General features: G+C 72.2%; 15 protein-coding genes. 12 read left to right on the plus strand and 3 right to left on the minus strand.

Annotation, left to right across the window (positions count from 1 at the left end):
• The first annotated feature begins 12 nt into the window (after positions 1 to 12).
• The 3 genes from ACJ5H2_RS07945 to ACJ5H2_RS07955 are packed head-to-tail and all read left to right on the plus strand — an operon-like array spanning position 13 to position 3,447.
• On the plus strand, positions 13 to 1,371 hold the full coding sequence (locus tag ACJ5H2_RS07945; RefSeq protein ID WP_408899031.1) for a M50 family metallopeptidase: 1,359 nt from the start codon (positions 13 to 15) through the stop codon (positions 1,369 to 1,371).
• A gap of 31 nt (positions 1,372 to 1,402) precedes the next feature.
• Positions 1,403 to 2,566 (plus strand): flavodoxin-dependent (E)-4-hydroxy-3-methylbut-2-enyl-diphosphate synthase, encoded by a 1,164-nt coding sequence (gene ispG / locus ACJ5H2_RS07950; protein ID WP_408899032.1) that lies wholly within the window; start codon positions 1,403 to 1,405, stop codon positions 2,564 to 2,566.
• A gap of 35 nt (positions 2,567 to 2,601) precedes the next feature.
• Positions 2,602 to 3,447 (plus strand): GNAT family N-acetyltransferase, encoded by an 846-nt coding sequence (locus tag ACJ5H2_RS07955; RefSeq protein WP_408899033.1) that lies wholly within the window; start codon positions 2,602 to 2,604, stop codon positions 3,445 to 3,447.
• 2 nt (positions 3,448 to 3,449) lie between these two features.
• Here ACJ5H2_RS07955 and ACJ5H2_RS07960 read toward each other — a convergent pair whose 3' ends face one another.
• Positions 3,450 to 4,070 (minus strand): TetR/AcrR family transcriptional regulator, encoded by a 621-nt coding sequence (locus ACJ5H2_RS07960; protein WP_408899034.1) that lies wholly within the window; start codon positions 4,068 to 4,070, stop codon positions 3,450 to 3,452.
• Positions 4,071 to 4,219: 149 nt separating this feature from the next.
• Between ACJ5H2_RS07960 and ACJ5H2_RS07965 the strand changes: the two genes are divergently transcribed.
• The 3 genes from ACJ5H2_RS07965 to ACJ5H2_RS07975 all read left to right on the plus strand — a co-directional run bounded on the left by ACJ5H2_RS07965 (position 4,220) and on the right by ACJ5H2_RS07975 (position 8,549).
• Entirely contained in the window at positions 4,220 to 5,968 is a 1,749-nt protein-coding gene (locus ACJ5H2_RS07965) for an FAD-dependent oxidoreductase (protein ID WP_408899035.1), read from the plus strand.
• A gap of 65 nt (positions 5,969 to 6,033) precedes the next feature.
• Complete coding sequence (locus ACJ5H2_RS07970; protein ID WP_408899036.1) at positions 6,034 to 7,818, plus strand: proline--tRNA ligase; 1,785 nt, start codon at positions 6,034 to 6,036, stop codon at positions 7,816 to 7,818.
• Positions 7,819 to 7,838: 20 nt separating this feature from the next.
• Positions 7,839 to 8,549 carry an HAD family hydrolase gene (locus ACJ5H2_RS07975; RefSeq protein WP_408899037.1) on the plus strand — a complete coding sequence of 237 codons (711 nt, stop codon included), beginning with the start codon at positions 7,839 to 7,841 and terminating at the stop codon, positions 8,547 to 8,549.
• Positions 8,550 to 8,804: 255 nt separating this feature from the next.
• Here the strand turns inward: ACJ5H2_RS07975 and ACJ5H2_RS07980 are convergent, their stop codons facing one another.
• Both ACJ5H2_RS07980 and ACJ5H2_RS07985 read right to left on the minus strand, forming a co-directional pair.
• Complete coding sequence (locus ACJ5H2_RS07980) at positions 8,805 to 9,293, minus strand: DUF4439 domain-containing protein (RefSeq protein WP_408899038.1); 489 nt, start codon at positions 9,291 to 9,293, stop codon at positions 8,805 to 8,807.
• Entirely contained in the window at positions 9,290 to 9,793 is a 504-nt protein-coding gene (locus ACJ5H2_RS07985; protein WP_408899039.1) for a hypothetical protein, read from the minus strand. The genes ACJ5H2_RS07980 and ACJ5H2_RS07985 overlap by 4 nt, the downstream gene beginning before the upstream one ends.
• Before the next feature lie 84 nt (positions 9,794 to 9,877).
• Between ACJ5H2_RS07985 and rimP the strand changes: the two genes are divergently transcribed.
• From rimP to truB, 6 genes are all read left to right on the plus strand, one after another.
• Positions 9,878 to 10,468 (plus strand): ribosome maturation factor RimP, encoded by a 591-nt coding sequence (gene rimP / locus ACJ5H2_RS07990; RefSeq protein ID WP_408899040.1) that lies wholly within the window; start codon positions 9,878 to 9,880, stop codon positions 10,466 to 10,468.
• Entirely contained in the window at positions 10,468 to 11,448 is a 981-nt protein-coding gene (gene nusA / locus ACJ5H2_RS07995) for a transcription termination factor NusA (RefSeq protein WP_408899041.1), read from the plus strand. The genes rimP and nusA overlap by 1 nt, the downstream gene beginning before the upstream one ends.
• A gap of 33 nt (positions 11,449 to 11,481) precedes the next feature.
• Entirely contained in the window at positions 11,482 to 11,871 is a 390-nt protein-coding gene (locus ACJ5H2_RS08000) for a YlxR family protein (protein ID WP_408899042.1), read from the plus strand.
• A gap of 94 nt (positions 11,872 to 11,965) precedes the next feature.
• Positions 11,966 to 14,791 carry a translation initiation factor IF-2 gene (gene infB, locus ACJ5H2_RS08005; RefSeq protein WP_408899043.1) on the plus strand — a complete coding sequence of 942 codons (2,826 nt, stop codon included), beginning with the start codon at positions 11,966 to 11,968 and terminating at the stop codon, positions 14,789 to 14,791.
• Between the two features lie 161 nt (positions 14,792 to 14,952).
• Positions 14,953 to 15,447 carry a 30S ribosome-binding factor RbfA gene (gene rbfA, locus ACJ5H2_RS08010; protein WP_408899044.1) on the plus strand — a complete coding sequence of 165 codons (495 nt, stop codon included), beginning with the start codon at positions 14,953 to 14,955 and terminating at the stop codon, positions 15,445 to 15,447.
• A gap of 47 nt (positions 15,448 to 15,494) precedes the next feature.
• Positions 15,495 to 16,319 carry a tRNA pseudouridine(55) synthase TruB gene (truB, locus tag ACJ5H2_RS08015; RefSeq protein ID WP_408899601.1) on the plus strand — a complete coding sequence of 275 codons (825 nt, stop codon included), beginning with the start codon at positions 15,495 to 15,497 and terminating at the stop codon, positions 16,317 to 16,319.
• Position 16,320 lies beyond the last annotated feature (1 nt).

Here is a 16,320-nt window from a genome sequence, read left to right on the forward strand (position 1 = left end):
GGACAACGCAGCATGACCGCCCTGCTCTACCTGCTCGGCGTCGTCGTCTTCGCGGCGGCGATCCTGGCGTCGATCGGGCTCCACGAGCTCGGCCACATGATCCCGGCGAAGCGGTTCGGCGGGAAGGTCACGCAGTACTTCATCGGCTTCGGGCCGACGGTGTGGAGCAAGCAGGTCGGCGAGACCGAGTACGGCGTCAAGGCGATCCCGCTGGGCGGCTACGTGAAGATCGTCGGAATGCTCCCGCCGGGCGCCGTCGAGCTGGCCGACGAGGTCGAGGTGGACGCCGCCGGGAACCAGGTGGTGCGGGTGCGCAAGTCCAACACCGGCATGTTCACCCAGCTCATCTCCGACGCCCGCGCGGCCGAGTGGGAGACCATCCGGCCCGAGGACTCCGAGCGCCTGTTCTACCGGTTCGCGTGGTGGAAGAAGGTCATCGTCATGGGCGGCGGTCCGACGGTGAACATCCTCATCGCGTTCCTCATCTTCGCGGGCGTCTTCGCGACCTACGGCAACCCGGGCGACCGCACGGTCGAGACCACGGTCGCCCAGGTGCAGGCCTGCGTGATCCCGGCGGAGGAGGACGGTCGCGCCTGCACCGACGAGGAGCTCGCCTCCTCGCCCGCGCCGGCCTACACCGCCGGGATGAAGCCCGGCGACCGGATCGTGTCCTTCAACGGCACCGAGGTGACCTCGTGGGGCCAGGTGCAGTCGCTGGTGCGGGCCAACGGCAGCGGCGAGGCCGAGATCGTGGTCGAGCGCGACGGCGAGCGGCGCACCCTTCGCACCAACACGACCGTCACGCCGCGCTTCCTGGAGGCCGACGACGAGAAGGCGACGGAGGTCGGCTTCCTCGGCGTCGTCCCGGAGTCGCGGCGTACGACCGGCGGGGTCCTCTACACCCTCGACCAGATGGGCACGATGACCGTCGAGGTCGTGCGGTCGCTGGCGACGCTGCCGGTCAAGGTCTGGGGCGTCGCGAAGGCGATCGTCGGCGTCGAGGAGCGCGACCCGCTCGGTCCGGTCAGCATCGTCGGCGGCGGCCGGCTCGCGGGGGAGACCGCCTCCCACGACGAGATCCCCACGCAGGCCAAGGTCGTCTCCCTGTTCATGCTGATCGCGGGCTTCAACTTCTTCATCGGCATGTTCAACTTCGTGCCCCTGCTGCCCCTGGACGGCGGCCACATCGCGGGCGCCCTGTGGGAGGCGGTCCGCCGCGGCTGGGCCCGCCTGCGCCGTCGCCCCGACCCCGGCTACGTCGACGTGGCGAAGCTGCTCCCGGTCGCCTATGTCGTCGGGATGGTGATCCTGGTCATGGGCATCGTGCTGATCGTGGGAGACCTCGTCGTCCCCGTCCACCTCGAATCCTGATCCGGCCCCTCGCGAAAGTAGTCTTGGCGTCATGACGTCCATCAGCCCGGCCATCAACCTGGGCATGCCCGAAGCGCCCCCGCCGGTGCTCGCTCCCCGTCGCCGGACCCGCCAGATCAACGTGGGCAAGGTCGGGGTCGGCAGCGACCACCCGATCTCGGTGCAGTCGATGACGACCACCCTGACGTCCGACGTCAACACCACGCTGCAGCAGATCGCCGAGCTGACCGCGGCAGGCTGTGACATCGTCCGCGTCGCGTGCCCCAGCCAGGACGACGCCGACGCGCTGCCGGAGATCGCCAAGCACAGCCAGATCCCGGTGATCGCCGACATCCACTTCCAGCCGAAGTACGTGTTCGCCGCGATCGAGGCGGGCTGCGCCGCCGTCCGGGTCAACCCCGGCAACATCAAGAAGTTCGACGACCAGGTCAAGGAGATCGCCAAGGCGGCCCAGGACCACGGCACATCGATCCGGATCGGCGTCAACGCCGGCTCCCTGGACAAGCGGCTGCTCGAGAAGTACGGCAAGGCGACGCCCGAGGCGCTCGTCGAGTCCGCGGTCTGGGAGGCGAGCCTGTTCGAGGAGCACGGCTTCCGCGACTTCAAGATCTCGGTCAAGCACAACGACCCGGTCGTCATGGTGCGCGCCTACGAGCTGCTCGCCGCGCAGGGGGACTGGCCCCTGCACCTCGGTGTCACCGAGGCGGGTCCGGCCTTCCAGGGCACGATCAAGTCGGCCACCGCCTTCGGGGCGCTGCTCTCGCGCGGCATCGGCGACACGATCCGCGTGTCGCTCTCGGCGCCGCCGGTCGAGGAGGTCAAGGTCGGCATCCAGATCCTCCAGTCCCTCAACCTGCGCCCGCGCAAGCTCGAGATCGTCTCGTGCCCCTCCTGCGGCCGCGCCCAGGTCGACGTCTACACCCTGGCCGAGCGGGTCACCGCCGGTCTGGACGGCCTCGAGGTCCCGCTGCGCGTCGCCGTCATGGGCTGCGTCGTCAACGGCCCGGGCGAGGCCCGGGAGGCCGACCTCGGCGTCGCGTCCGGCAACGGCAAGGGCCAGATCTTCGTCAAGGGCGAGGTGATCAAGACCGTCCCCGAGGCGGAGATCGTCGAGACGCTGATCGAGGAGGCGATGAAGATCGCCGAGTCGATGGAGCCCGTCGAAGGCGCCGAGCCCACCGTCTCGGTCTCCTGACGCCGGGACCGCCCCGCACGCCCTAGGGTGGTCTCGTGCTGACCACCCGGCACGGCGTGCGCGTCCTCGCCCAGGCCGACCTCCCCGCGTTCGTCGCCCTCGCGGGCCGCGACCCGGTCGTCAACGTCTTCGCGATCCACCGCGCCCGCACCACGAACCTGGAGCCGCGCTGGCTCGGTGGCGAGATGTGGGGCCGGTTCGACGGGGGACACCTGGTCGCCGCCTGCCACGTCGCGGCCAACCTCGTCCCCGTGGAGGCCACCCCCGAGGACGCCGAGGTGTTCGCCCAGCGGGCCCTGGCCCGCCGTCGTACCGCCTCGACGATCGTGGGACCCCAGGACGCGGTGCGCGGGTTCTGGGGCCAGGTGGCGCCGGTCTGGGGGCAGCCGCGCGACGTCCGCTGGGACCAGCGCCATCTCGTGATCGACACCGACCCGCTGGTCGCCCCTGACCACGGGGTGCGCCACGGAACGCCCGACGACGTCCCGACTCTCTACCCGGCGTGCGTCGCGATGTACACCGAGGAGGTCGGCGTCTCGCCCGAGCTCGGCGGCGGCGCCGACCTCTACCGAGCCCGGGTGGCCCAGCTGGTCAGCAGGTCCTGGTCGTTCGTCCGGTACGACGGCGACGAGCTCGTCTTCAAGGCGGAGGTTGCCTGCGCGACCGGCGACGCCGCCCAGATCCAGGGCGTCTGGGTGCCGCCGCACCGGCGCGGTGAGGGACTCGCGACGGCAGGCATGGCTGCGGTGGTGCGCCTGGTGCGCGCCCGGATCGCGCCCACGGTCTCGCTCTACGTCAACGACTGGAACCACGCCGCCCGGGGCGCCTACGAGCGGGTCGGGTTCACCGAGACCGCGCGCTTCGCCACGGTGATGTTCTGACGTCAACGCCCGCCGAGGTGGGGAAGCCCGCTCCACAGCAGCCGGGCGGCGATGTCGGAGACCTCCTCGAGGCCGACGTCCGGGTGCTCCTGCCACCACCGGGCCACGCCGTCGACGCCGGTGATGAGCAGCTCGACGACGACGGCCGCGGAGGTCGAGCCGGGAGCGAGGCCGGCGCGGGCGAGGTCGGGCGCCAGCATGGTCGCCACCGCCTGGGTGCGGGCGGACCGGAAGGTGCGCAGCGCGCGGTCGAGCTCGGGGTCGCCCGTGGGGATCGGGTCCACCAGGATCCGGCGCGCCGCGGGCCGCTCGCGCGCGAAGACGAGATAGGCGACGACGGTCGCGCGCAGGCGGTCCCGACCCGCGCCCGCTCCGGTGATGCCCGCGCCGACCTCCGCGAGCATCGCGGCGTTCTGCGTGTCCAGGACGTGCAGGTAGAGCTCGCGCTTGGAGCGGAAGTGGTCGTAGAGCACGGTCCGGCTGACCCCGGCTGCGCCCGCGACCTCGCCGACCGAGGTGGCGTCATAGCCCCGGGCGGCGAAGGCCTCGACGGCGGCGGCCTCGATCCGCTCCCGGCGCGCCGGTGCGGTGAGCCGCCGGCGGGCGGCCTGGGTCGTGCTCACGGGATCTCCTTGCCGCGCCTGCCGGCGACAACCGACGTCGGTGTCGGTCGCGCGACAGGGTCTCTTGACCAGATGTGGTACGGGTCACGATACTCGGTCGCAACAACTACCGACACAGGTGTCGGTTGGAGATCATGGGGTGATCGCCGATGGCGCAGCTGGACCGTCGTACCTTGCTCACGTCCGCGGGCGCCGTCGGCGCCGGCGCGGTCCTCGCCGGCGCCGGGCTCGCGCCGGCCTTCGCCGCCACGCCCGGCCGACGCGTCGCCGTCCTCGGCGGCGGCATGGCCGGCCTCACGGCCGCCCACGAGCTGGTCGAGCGCGGCTTCGAGGTGACGGTCTTCGAGCCGTCCGCGTGGGGCGGCAAGGCCCGGAGCATCCCGGTCGCGGGCACGGGCGCCGGCGGGCGCGCGGACCTCCCGGGCGAGCACGGCTTCCGCTTCTTCCCCGGCTTCTACCACCACGTGCCGGACACCATGCGCCGCATCCCGTTCGGCGACGGCACGGTGGGCGACAACCTGGTCGCCGCCAGCGGCGGCAAGTTCCTCCGCTCGGGCGAGCACGCCGACGCCTTCGTGTTCGGCGTCGGCCCCGACCCGGTCCAGCTGCTGACGGTCGACGGGCTGCGCCGCTTCCTGCGCGACACCCTCGGCGGGCACTCCGTCCCGCCGCACGAGCTCACCTACTTCGTCGAGCGGCTGCTGGTCTTCCTCACCAGCTGCGACGAGCGCCGTCTCGGCCAGTGGGAGAAGGTCAGCTGGTGGGACTTCGTCGGCGCCGAGAGCCGGTCGAAGCCGTACCAGAAGATCCTCGCCGCCGGCCTGACCCGCAACCTGGTGGCCGCCAAGGAGACCGTCGCCAGCACCCGCACCATCGGCAACATGGGCGAGGCGTTCGTCTACAACATCATGGGCCGCGGCAACGACGGTGCCCTGGACCGGGTCCTCGACCTGCCCACCAACGAGGCGTGGATCGACCCGTGGCTGACCTACCTGCGCGGCCGCGGCGTCCGCCTCGTCGCCGGCCAGCGCCTGGTGCGCTACGAGACCACCGGCGGTCGCGTGTCCGCCGCCGTCCTCGCCGGCGCCGCCGGTACGACGAGCCGCGTCGAGGCCGACTGGTTCGTCAGCGCGATGCCGGTGGAGCGGGTCGTCCCGACCCTCACGCCCGACGTGCTCGCCCTCGACCCGAGCCTGGGCCGCCTGGCCGCGCTCCAGACGGACTGGATGGTCGGCATCCAGTTCTTCCTCCGCGCGCCGGTCGAGATCACCCACGGGCATGTCACCTTCATCGACTCGCCGTGGGCGCTCACCGCCCTCACCCAGGGCCAGTTCTGGACGGACCGCGTGATCAGCCGGGACTACGGCGACGGGGAGGTCGTGGACATCCTCTCGGTCGACATCTCCAACTGGGACGCCCCGGGCATCCTCTACGGCCGGCCCGCGAAGGAGTGCACCGCGGAGGAGGTCGCCGCCGAGGTGCTCGCGCAGATCCGCGACCACCACACGGCCGGGGACCTGCTGCCGGAGGGCATCGTCCACTCCTGGTTCCTCGACCCCGGCGTCCAGTGGGACGCGGCCGCCGGGCGCAACCGCAACGAGACGCCGCTGCTGGTGAACACCGTCGACTCCTGGTCCAGCCGACCCACTGCCCGGACCCGGATCCCCAACCTGGTGATGAGCGGCGACTTCGTGCAGACCGACATCGACCTGGCCACCATGGAGGGCGCGAACGAGGCGGCGCGGCATGCCACCAACGCGATCCTCGCCGAGTCCGGGTCCTCGGCCGCCCCGGCGGCGACGTACCGGCTCTACGACCCGCCGGAGTTCGCGGTCCTCAAGCAGGCCGACCGGCTCCTCTACCGGCTCGGACGGCGCAACGCGCTCGACCTGGGCTGAGCGGTCCCCGGCGCCGGGGGCTTACTGGTTCGCGACCCCGCCGGGCCGCGCCGTAGGCTTCGGCCGTGCTCATGAGGATGTCGACCCTGTTCGTCCGGACCCTGCGTGAGGACCCCGCGGACGCGGAGGTCCCGAGCCACCGGCTCCTCGTGCGGGCCGGCTACATCCGCCGCGCCGCCCCGGGCATCTACAGCTGGCTCCCGCTCGGGCTCGCCGTCCTGCGCAGGATCGAGGCGATCATCCGCGAGGAGATGGACGCCATCGGTGCCCAGGAGGTGTCCTTCCCGGCGCTGCTTCCCCGGGAGCCCTACGAGGCGACCAACCGCTGGACGGAGTACGGCGACGGCATCTTCCGGCTCAAGGACCGCAAGGACGGCGACTACCTGCTCGGGCCCACCCACGAGGAGATGTTCACCCTCCTCGTCAAGGACATGTACAGCTCCTACAAGGACCTGCCGCTGAGCCTGTACCAGATCCAGACCAAGTACCGCGACGAGGCGCGACCCCGGGCCGGCCTCCTCCGCGGCCGCGAGTTCACGATGAAGGACTCCTACTCCTTCGACGTCGACGACGCCGGACTCGAGCGCTCCTACCGGAGCCACCGCGACGCCTACGTCCGGATCTTCGACCGGCTCGGCTTCGACTACGCCATCGTCAAGGCGACCGCCGGCGCCATGGGCGGCTCGAAGTCGGAGGAGTTCCTCGCGAAGGCCGACGTCGGCGAGGACACCTACGTGCGCTGCACGAGCTGCGACTACGCCGCCAACGTCGAGGCCGTCCAGGTCCGCCCGCCGGCGGTCACGGCGACGGCGGCCAACGGCTGGGGCGGGACGCCCGCCGCGCACGCCGAGCCCACCCCGGACACGCCCACCATCGACACGCTGGTCGACCACCTCAACGCCGCGTTCCCACGCGAGGACCGCCCGTGGACGGCCGGTGACACCCTGAAGAACGTGCTCGTCGTGCTCAAGCACCCCGACGGCACCCGTGAGCCGCTCGCCATCGGGCTGCCCGGCGACCGCGAGGTCGACCAGAAGCGGCTCGAGGGCCAGCTCGAGCCGATCGAGGTCGAGCCGATGGACGAGGCGGAGTTCGCCCGGCACCCCGCGCTGGTCAAGGGCTACATCGGTCCCGGCGTCCTGGGTGAGGAAAGCAAGAGCGGCATCCGCTACCTGCTCGACCCCCGCGTCGTGGAGGGCACCGCCTGGGTCACCGGCGCCGACGTCGCCGGCTCCCACGTCATCGACCTCGTCGCCGGGCGCGACTTCACCGCGGACGGCACGATCGAGGCCGCCGAGGTCCGCGACGGCGACCCGTGCCCCAACTGCGAGGCGGGCAGCCTCGAGTCCGCCCGCGGCATCGAGATGGGCCACGTGTTCCAGCTCGGGCGCAAGTACGCCGAGGCGCTGGACCTCCGCGTGCTCGACGAGAACGGCAAGCTGGTCACCGTCACGATGGGCTCCTACGGCATCGGCGTCACCCGTGCGGTCGCCGCGATCGCCGAGAACACCCTCGACGAGATCGGCCTGTGCTGGCCGCGCGAGGTCGCGCCGGCCGATGTGCACGTGGTTGCCGCGGGCAAGGACGAAGCCGTGTTCGCCGCCGCCGAGGAGCTCGTCGCGGGACTGACCGCGGCGGGCCTCCACGTCATCTACGACGACCGCGCGGGCAAGATCAGCCCCGGCGTGAAGTTCAAGGACGCCGAGCTGATCGGCGTCCCCACCATCGTCACGGTGGGTCGGGGCGTGGCCGACGGCGTGATCGAGGTCAAGGACCGGCGTACCGGCGAGCGCCAGGAGCTCGCCATCGACGGCGCGGCGGCCGCGATCGTCGCCCTCGTCGCCGGCTGAGCGGGCCAGGGTCTGCTGCGATGGCGGTCGACGCGGTGATCTTCGACTGGGGCGGCACCTTGACCGCCTGGCACGACATCGACTTCCACGCGGAGTCCCTCGCCCTCGCCCAGGCCGTCCTGACCACCCCGGACACGGCCGACGACCACCACGCCCACGCGACCCGCCTCCACGAGGCCGGCAGCGTGATCTGGGGCCGCAGCCGCGACCACCAGCAGAGCGCGACGATCGCCGACCTCTTCGACGCCGCCGGGCTCGCCCACGACCCCGAGCTGCTCGACGCGTACTACGCGTTCTGGGAGCCGCACACCCTCACCGACCCCGACGTGGCGCCGCTGTTCGGCTGGCTGCGCGCCGAGGGGATCCGGGTCGGCGTGCTCTCGAACACGATCTGGCCCCGGGCCTGGCACCGCGGGTTCTTCGAGCGCGACGGGGTCCTGGACCTGATCGACGGCGACGTCTACACCAGTGAGGTGCCCTGGACGAAGCCGGCGCCGGAGGCCTTCCGCGCGGCGATGGACGCGGTCGGCGTGAGCGACCCGGCGGCGTGCGTGTACGTCGGCGACCGGCTCTTCGACGACGTCTGGGGCGCCCAGAACGCCGGCATGCGAGCCATCCACGTGCCGCACAGCGCGATCCCCGCCGACCAGGTCGGCCACACCGAGGGCGTGCCGGACGCGGTCGCCACGAGGCTCGCCGACATCCCGGGGCTGCTCGCGCCCTGGCGCTGACCGGCGCCTGCCGAGGTGTCGGTTCTGCAGTTTTGTGCAGTGCACATTTATGAGGATCGCGTTGGCGGGCGCCCGTGCACGTTGTGTTGCATGATTGTGCACACGGCGACCGGTGAGCCCCACCTCTCCCCGTCGTCATGACCGTTGTCCCCGGTCAACAGTGGTTCGCGACCCCGGCTTCGGGGGACGTCTCGGGAGTTCCCCGGATGTCGGAGTCGCGAACCGCTGGCTTTTTTGCTCGGGCCGGCGCCCGGGTCAGATCCCCGGCAGCCGGTCCGGCCGGGCACCGAAGCCCAGACCGCGCACCGCGGCGTCGATGAGGGCCTCGATCGCCCACGCCCGGTCGTCGGCGGTCGTGCTGGCGACGAGATAGGCGTAGGTCGCCGCGGCGGACTCCTCGAGCGCCCGCGCCCGCGCCGCGACGCCGGCCGGCGTGCCCAGGTCGTCGGGGAGCGCGTAGCCGGGCTCCGCGGCGACCGGGACCGCCCCGACGGTGCGCACGCGGGCGGTCAGCTGGTCGCGGCGGGCCCGGTGGACGGCGTACGCCGAGGTCACGGCCGCGTAGAGCGCCGGGCTGCCCGACTGCGAGGTCTGGCCACCGAGGGCGCCGTACACGAAGACCGCGGCGTGCTCGGCGGCCAAGGTGGTCTGCAGCGCGGCGACGGCCGGGTCGGCCTCGTCGCCCGGGCTGGTCGGGCTGGTCGGGCTGGTCGGGTTGGTCGGGTTGGTCGGGGTGATGGTCATGCCAGCACCGCCTCCTGCTGGGCCAGGCCCGCGGCCATCGCGGCCAGCACCTGGGCGAGGGCCCCGCTGCGGGCCTGCCGCGCGGCCGCGACGAGGCGAGCACGGAGGTCGGCCTCGGCGGCGAGCAGCGCCGCCCGCGCACTCGCGCGGTCGGTGGCGACGCTGGGCGCGGGCGCGGACACCGCGCCGCCGAGCTCGGCGGCGTGCGCGTCGTGGAGCCGGCCCAGCCGGGACGCCGTCTTCGCCAGCGCGGGGAACGCTCCGCCCGTGGCGGCGGCCAGCGCGGACGTGGTCGCGATCGCCGCGAGGACCTCCTCGACCAGCGCGCTGTCGGCGTCGGCCGCCGGGGCGGTCGGCGAGACCGCTCCCGACGGGCGGGTGTCGCCGCCCTCGCCGAGCACGTCGTCGAGGACGTCGCAGCCGGTGAGGACGACGCCTGCGCTGCCGAGACCGCCGGCGAGGACGAGGCGTCGCGAGACGGGGGACGGGCTGGCGGGCACCCGGTGATCCTAGGGAACCGGACGACCCGTGCCGCCAGGTAGGGTGGTCCCGCACTGCCACAACAGGACACGGGGAGGACTCACGTGGGTACTCATTCCGCTCAGGGAGCGACAGCAGAGCGGATCGAGCACGTCCTCGTCGCTCCGCTCGCCGAGCTGGGCCTCGACCTCGAGGCCGTCGAGCTCACCCCCGCCGGCAAGCGCCGCGTGCTGCGGATCGCCATCGACACCGACGGCGGCCTCACGCTGGACGACGTCGCGGCGGCGACCAAGGTCATCGACCGGGTCCTCGAGGACGACGGGCCCGACGGCGCCGCGAAGGCGCTCGGCGAGCTGCCCTACACCCTGGAGGTCACCTCCCGGGGCGTCGACCGCCCGCTGACCCTGCCCCGCCACTGGCGCCGCAACGCCGGGCGCCTGGTGAAGGTGGCCCTCGCCGACGACGAGACCGTCACCGGCCGGATCGGCGACTCCGACGACGAGGGCGTGAGCCTGGACGTCGGCGGCGTGGAGCGTCGTGTGGCCTACGCCGAGGTGCGCAAGGCGCTGGTGCAGATCGAGTTCAACCGCAAGCACCAAGACATCGACAAAGACATCGACAAAGACATCGACAAAGACATCGACACGGACATCGACGAAGACATCGACACGGACACGGACAAGGACATCGACTGATGGACATCGACCTCAGCATCCTGCGGACGCTGGAGCGCGAGAAGGAGATCAAGTTCGACGTCCTCGTCGAGGCGATCGAGCAGGCGCTGCTCACGGCGTACCACAAGACCGAGGGCTCGGTCGCGCAGGCGCGGGTCGAGCTCGACCGCAAGACCGGGCACGTCTCGGTGCTGGCCGCGGAGCTGGACGCCGAGGGCAACAAGGTGGGCGAGTACGACGACACCCCCGCCGGCTTCGGCCGGATCGCGGCGACGACCGCCAAGCAGATCATGCTGCAGCGCCTGCGCGACGCCGAGGACGAGATCAAGTTCGGCGAGTTCTCCGGCAAGGAGGGCGACATCCTCTCCGGCGTCATCCAGCAGGGACGCAACCCCGACGACGTCCTGGTCGACCTCGGCCGGATCGAGGCGCAGCTGCCCGCGAGCGAGCGGGTCCCGGGGGAGGACTACCGGCACGGCACGCGCATCAAGTGCCTCGTCGTCTCGGTCCGCAAGGGCATGCGGGGCCCGCAGGTCACGCTGTCGCGCTCGCACCCGAGCCTGGTGAAGAAGCTCTTCGCGCTCGAGGTGCCCGAGATCGCCGACGGCACCGTGGAGATCGCCGCCATCGCGCGCGAGGCGGGTCATCGCACCAAGATCGCGGTGAAGTCCACCGTTCCCGGCGTCAACGCCAAGGGCGCGTGCATCGGCCCGATGGGCCAGCGCGTGCGCAACGTGATGGCCGAGCTCAGCGGCGAGAAGATCGACATCGTCGACTGGTCCGACGACCCGGCCCGGCTCGTCGCCAACGCCCTGTCGCCCGCCCAGGTGCAGTCGGTCACCGTGGTCGACGCCGCCGCGCGCTCGGCGCGGGTGGTCGTCCCGGACTTCCAGCTGTCGCTGGCGATCGGCAAGGAGGGCCAGAACGCCCGCCTCGCCGCACGTCTGACCGGATGGCGCATCGACATCCACTCCGACGAGGAAGCGCATCCCGGTTCGTGAAGTCGACCACCGAGGCGGTAGAGTTGCCGCTCGGTGGCACGCCGACTGAATTCCCCTGCGCGACCTGACGTCGTCCCGGTTCCGGGACCCGTCCGGACCTGCATCGGATGCCGGGAGCGGGCCGCCGCAAGCGAGTTGTTGCGGGTGACCGCCGGCTCGGGCCCCGACGGCCTCCCGGCCGCCGTACCCGATCCTGACGGCACCGCGCCGGGACGTGGAGCGCACCTGCACCCCACGACCGGTTGCTACGACCTCGCGGTACGGCGGAAGGCCTTCTCCCGCGCGCTCCGGATCGCTCCGGGTGCGGGTGGCTTCTCCAGCGTGCCGGTGGGGGAGTACGTGGAGGCCACCGCCTCCGTGGCGACGACGGCTCGCACGGATCCGACCGACCCCGTCAACAGAGACTGGAGCAACAGCTCATGAGCACTCGATGAGTATCTCGCGATGAGCCAGTTCGTTCTGCACCACCCACCAACGGTCTGAAGATCCCCTTGGGTCTTGGGCCAGAAGGAGAACCGTGGCCAAGACCCGAGTTTCCGAACTCGCGAAGAAGTACGGCATCCCCAGCAAGGAAGCGCTGGAGAAGCTGAGCGCGATTGGCGAGTTCGCCAAGACTGCGTCCTCGAGCATCGAGCTTCCGGCTGTCAAGAAGTTCGAGGACACCTACGGAGCCGAGCTCCTCGCCAAGATGAAGCCCGCCGGCGAGTCGGCAGGCGAGGCCGCCAAGCCGGCGCCCAAGGCGCCCGCGAAGAAGGCCGCCGCCGCGCCCGCCCCCGAGGCTCCCGCTGCCCCGCCTGCTGCCGAGGCCCCCGCGGCCCCGGCCGCGGAGGCGCCCGCTGCCAAGCCGGGCGGCCCCCGTCCGGGCCCGCGCCCGGCGCCCAAGGCGCCCGCCGCGCCGGAGGCTCCGGTCGAGGAGAGGCCCGCCGCCGCGCCGGAGGCGCCGGCCAAGCCGGCCGCGCCGAAGCCGCCGACTCCGAAGGCACCCGCCCCGGCGCCGCGTCCCGTCGGCAAGCCGGGTGGCACGCCGCGTCCCGGCAACAACCCGTTCGCGCCCAGCCAGGGCATGGGTCGTCGTCCCGCTCCGCCGCCGCGCGAGGGCGAGGCCGGCCCGGCCGGCCCGCGTCCGCCGGCCGGTGCTGGTGGCGGCCGTCCCGGCATGCCGCGTCCCAACCCGGCGATGATGCCGAAGTCGGCCGGCTCGTTCGGCCAGGGCGGTCCCGGCGGTCGTGGGCCGGGCGGTCCCGGGCGCCCCGGTCCCGGTGGTCGTGGTCCGGGCGGTCCCGGCCGTGCCGGTGCCCCCGGCCGTCCCGGCGCCGGTGCCGGCGCGGGCGCTCCCGGTGGTCGCGGTCCCGGAGGCTTCGGTCCCGGTGGCGGCGGTCGTCCCGGTGGCGGTGGCCGTCCCGGACAGCGTGGTCAGACCCAGGGTGCCTTCGGTCGCCCGGGTGGTCCGGCGCGCCGTGGGCGCAAGTCGAAGCGGGCGCGTCGCCAGGAGTTCGAGGCCATGGAGGCTCCGACGATCGGCGGCATGCGGGTCCGCAAGGGCAACGGCGAGACCGTGCGCCTGGCCCGTGGCTCCTCGCTGACCGACTTCGCCGAGAAGATCGGCGTCGACGCAGCCTCCCTCGTCCAGATGCTCTTCCACCTCGGCGAGATGGTCACGGCCACCCAGTCGGTGGGCGACGAGACGTTGGAGCTGCTCGGCGACGAGCTCAACTACGTCGTGGAGGTCGTCTCGCCGGAGGACGAGGACCGCGAGCTGCTCGAGTCGTTCGACATCGAGTTCGGCGCCGACGAGGGCAGCGAGGACGACCTGGTCGTCCGACCGCCCGTCGTCACGGTCATGGGTCACGTCGACCACGGAAAGACCAAGCTCCTCGACGCGCTGCGCAACGCCAACGTCGTCGCGGGCGAGGCCGGTGGCATCACCCAGCACATCGGCGCCTACCAGGTCCACACCGAGGTCGACGGCGACGACCGCCGGATCACCTTCATCGACACCCCGGGTCACGAGGCGTTCACCGCCATGCGTGCCCGTGGTGCGCAGGCGACCGACATCGCCGTCCTGGTGGTCGCGGCCGACGACGGTGTCATGCCGCAGACGGTCGAGGCGCTCAACCACGCCAAGGCGGCCAACGTGCCGATCGTGGTCGCGGTCAACAAGATCGACAAGGAGACCGCGGACCCGACCAAGGTCCGGGGCCAGCTCTCCGAGTACGGCCTGGTGCCCGAGGAGTACGGCGGCGACGCGATGTTCGTCGACGTCTCGGCCAAGGCCGGGCTCAACCTCGACAAGCTGCTCGAGGCGATCGTGCTGACGGCCGACGCGTCCCTGGACCTGCGCGCCAACCCGGTGCAGGACGCCCAGGGTCTCGTGGTCGAGGCGCACCTCGACCGCGGCCGCGGCCCGGTGGCCACGATCCTGGTCCAGCGCGGCACGCTGCGCGTCGGCGACTCGATCGTCGCCGGCCCCGCCCACGGCCGGGTTCGCGCCATGCTCGACGAGCACGGCAACGAGCTGGCCGAGGCCGACCCGGCCCGTCCCGCGATGGTCCTCGGCCTCTCGTCCGTCCCGGGCGCCGGCCAGAACTTCATCGTGGTCGAGGACGACCGGATGGCCCGCCAGATCGCCGAGAAGCGCGAGGCGCGCGAGCGGGCGGCCATGCAGGCCAAGCGCCGCGTGCGTCGTACCCTCGAGGACTTCATGGCCTCCATGGAGAAGGGCGAGAGCCAGGAGCTCAACCTCATCCTCAAGGGCGACGTGTCCGGCTCGGTCGAGGCCCTCGAGGACGCCCTCGCCCAGATCGACGTCGGCGAGGAGGTCAGCCTGCGGGTCATCGACCGTGGTGTCGGTGCGATCACCGAGACCAACGTCGACCTCGCCGCCGCCTCGGACGCCATCATCATCGGCTTCAACGTCCGGCCCCAGGGCAAGGCGGGCCAGATGGCGGAGAAGGAGGGCGTCGAGATCCGCTACTACTCGGTCATCTACCAGGCGATCGAGGAGATCGAGGCGGCTCTCAAGGGCATGCTCAAGCCGGAGTACGAGGAGCACGCGCTCGGTCAGGCCGAGATCCGCGCGATCTTCCGCTCCTCCAAGATCGGCAACATCGCCGGCTGCATGGTCATCGACGGTGTCATCCGCCGCAACGCCAAGGTGCGCGTGCTGCGCGACGGCGCCGTGGTGGCCGACAACCTCGACCTCGCCTCGCTCAAGCGGGAGAAGGACGACGCGGCCGAGGTGCGGGAGGGCTTCGAGTGCGGTCTGGTGCTCAGGAACTTCCAGGACATCAAGGAGGGCGACATCGTCGAGGCCTTCGAGATGCGGGAGATCCCGCGCTCCTGACGGGGGTCCGGCGTGCCGCGGACTCGTCACGGCATCGGCGGATTCATCACGGGATGTAGTTCGGCCCTCGCTTCCCCAGTGGAACTCCACCGGGGAAGCGAGGGTTCGTCTACATCCCGTGGTGAATCCGCCACCGCCACCGAACTGATAGGAAACTGACCATGGCCAGCCCGCGTGTACGCAAGATCGCCGACCGCATCCAGGTGATCGTCGCCGAGATGCTCGAGCGTCGGATCAAGGACCCGCGCCTGGGCTTCGTGACCGTGACCGAGGTCCGGCTCACCGGCGACGCCCAGAACGCCACGGTCTACTACACCGTGCTCGGCGAGGACGCCGACCAGCAGGCGAGTGCCGCGGCACTCGAGTCGGCCAAGGGCCTGCTGCGCTCCGAGGTCGGCAAGCAGCTCGGCATGCGCCACGTGCCCTCGCTGGCGTTCGAGTTCGACGGGGTCCCGGAGAGCGCGCGCCATCTCGACGAGGTGCTGGCCAAGGCCCGCGAGGCCGACGCCGCGGTCGCCGCCGCTCGTGCCGGCGCGCAGCCGGCCGGCGAGGCCGACCCCTACAAGAAGCCGCGCGAGGCTCCGCTCGACGAGGACACCGACGAAGAGGACACCGACGAAGAGGACACCGACGAAGAGGCCGAGGACGCCGAGTGACGTCCCCGGTGCCGTCCGGGCTCGTCGTCGTCGACAAGCCCGCCGGCATGACCTCGCACGCCGTGGTGTCCCGGGTACGGCGCGCCGTCGGCACCCGCAAGGTCGGCCACGCCGGCACCCTCGACCCGATGGCGACCGGCGTGCTGGTCCTCGGCGTCGAGCGGGCGACCCGGCTGCTCGGACACCTGATGCTCACCGAGAAGACCTACACGGCGACCGTACGCCTCGGCGAGACGACGACGACGGACGACGCCGAGGGAGAGACCACGGCGACGGCCTCGGCCGCCGCGATCGCGGAGCTCTCCGAGGAGGCCGTGCGCAGCGCGCTCGCCGCCTTCGAGGGCGAGATCGATCAGGTCCCCTCGACGGTCTCGGCGATCAAGGTCGACGGCAAGCGGGCCTACGCCCGCGCACGGGCCGGCGAGGAGGTCGAGCTCAAGGCGCGGCCGGTCACGATCCACGAGATCGCGGTGGGCGAGCTGCGCCGGGAGGGTGAGCGGATCGACGTCGACGTCCGCGTGCGCTGCTCCAGCGGCACCTACATCCGCGCCCTCGCCCGCGATCTCGGCGTCGCCCTGGGGGTGGGCGGCCACCTGACCGCGCTGCGCCGGCACTCCGTCGGCCCGTTCACCCTGGAGGCAGCGGTCACCGACCTCGACCACGTCACGATCACCCCCCTTGCGGACGCCGCGCGGGCGACCTTCCCGGCGCTCGACCTCGACGCGCAGCAGGCCCAGGCGGTCCGCTACGGCCGGCCGCTTCCGCTGGACATCGACACCCTGACCGGGGTCTTCGCACCCGGAGGGGAGTTCCTGGCCCTCTACCGGCCCGAGGGCGGGGTGGCCCGGCCCGCGGCCGTGTTCGTCGGCTGAG

This window comes from Nocardioides pymetrozini (genome assembly GCF_046058985.1).
Lineage (GTDB): Bacteria > Actinomycetota > Actinomycetes > Propionibacteriales > Nocardioidaceae > Nocardioides.

Coding starts and splice junctions, on each gene's coding strand:
- ACJ5H2_RS07945 (WP_408899031.1), top strand. CDS start 13: ATGACCGCCCTGCTCTACCTGCTCGGCGTCGTCGTCTTCGCGGCGGCG.
- ispG (WP_408899032.1), top strand. CDS start 1,403: ATGACGTCCATCAGCCCGGCCATCAACCTGGGCATGCCCGAAGCGCCC.
- ACJ5H2_RS07965 (WP_408899035.1), top strand. CDS start 4,220: ATGGCGCAGCTGGACCGTCGTACCTTGCTCACGTCCGCGGGCGCCGTC.
- ACJ5H2_RS07975 (WP_408899037.1), top strand. CDS start 7,839: ATGGCGGTCGACGCGGTGATCTTCGACTGGGGCGGCACCTTGACCGCC.
- ACJ5H2_RS07980 (WP_408899038.1), bottom strand. CDS start 9,293: ATGACCATCACCCCGACCAACCCGACCAACCCGACCAGCCCGACCAGC.
- nusA (WP_408899041.1), top strand. CDS start 10,468: ATGGACATCGACCTCAGCATCCTGCGGACGCTGGAGCGCGAGAAGGAG.
- rbfA (WP_408899044.1), top strand. CDS start 14,953: ATGGCCAGCCCGCGTGTACGCAAGATCGCCGACCGCATCCAGGTGATC.
- truB (WP_408899601.1), top strand. CDS start 15,495: ATGACCTCGCACGCCGTGGTGTCCCGGGTACGGCGCGCCGTCGGCACC.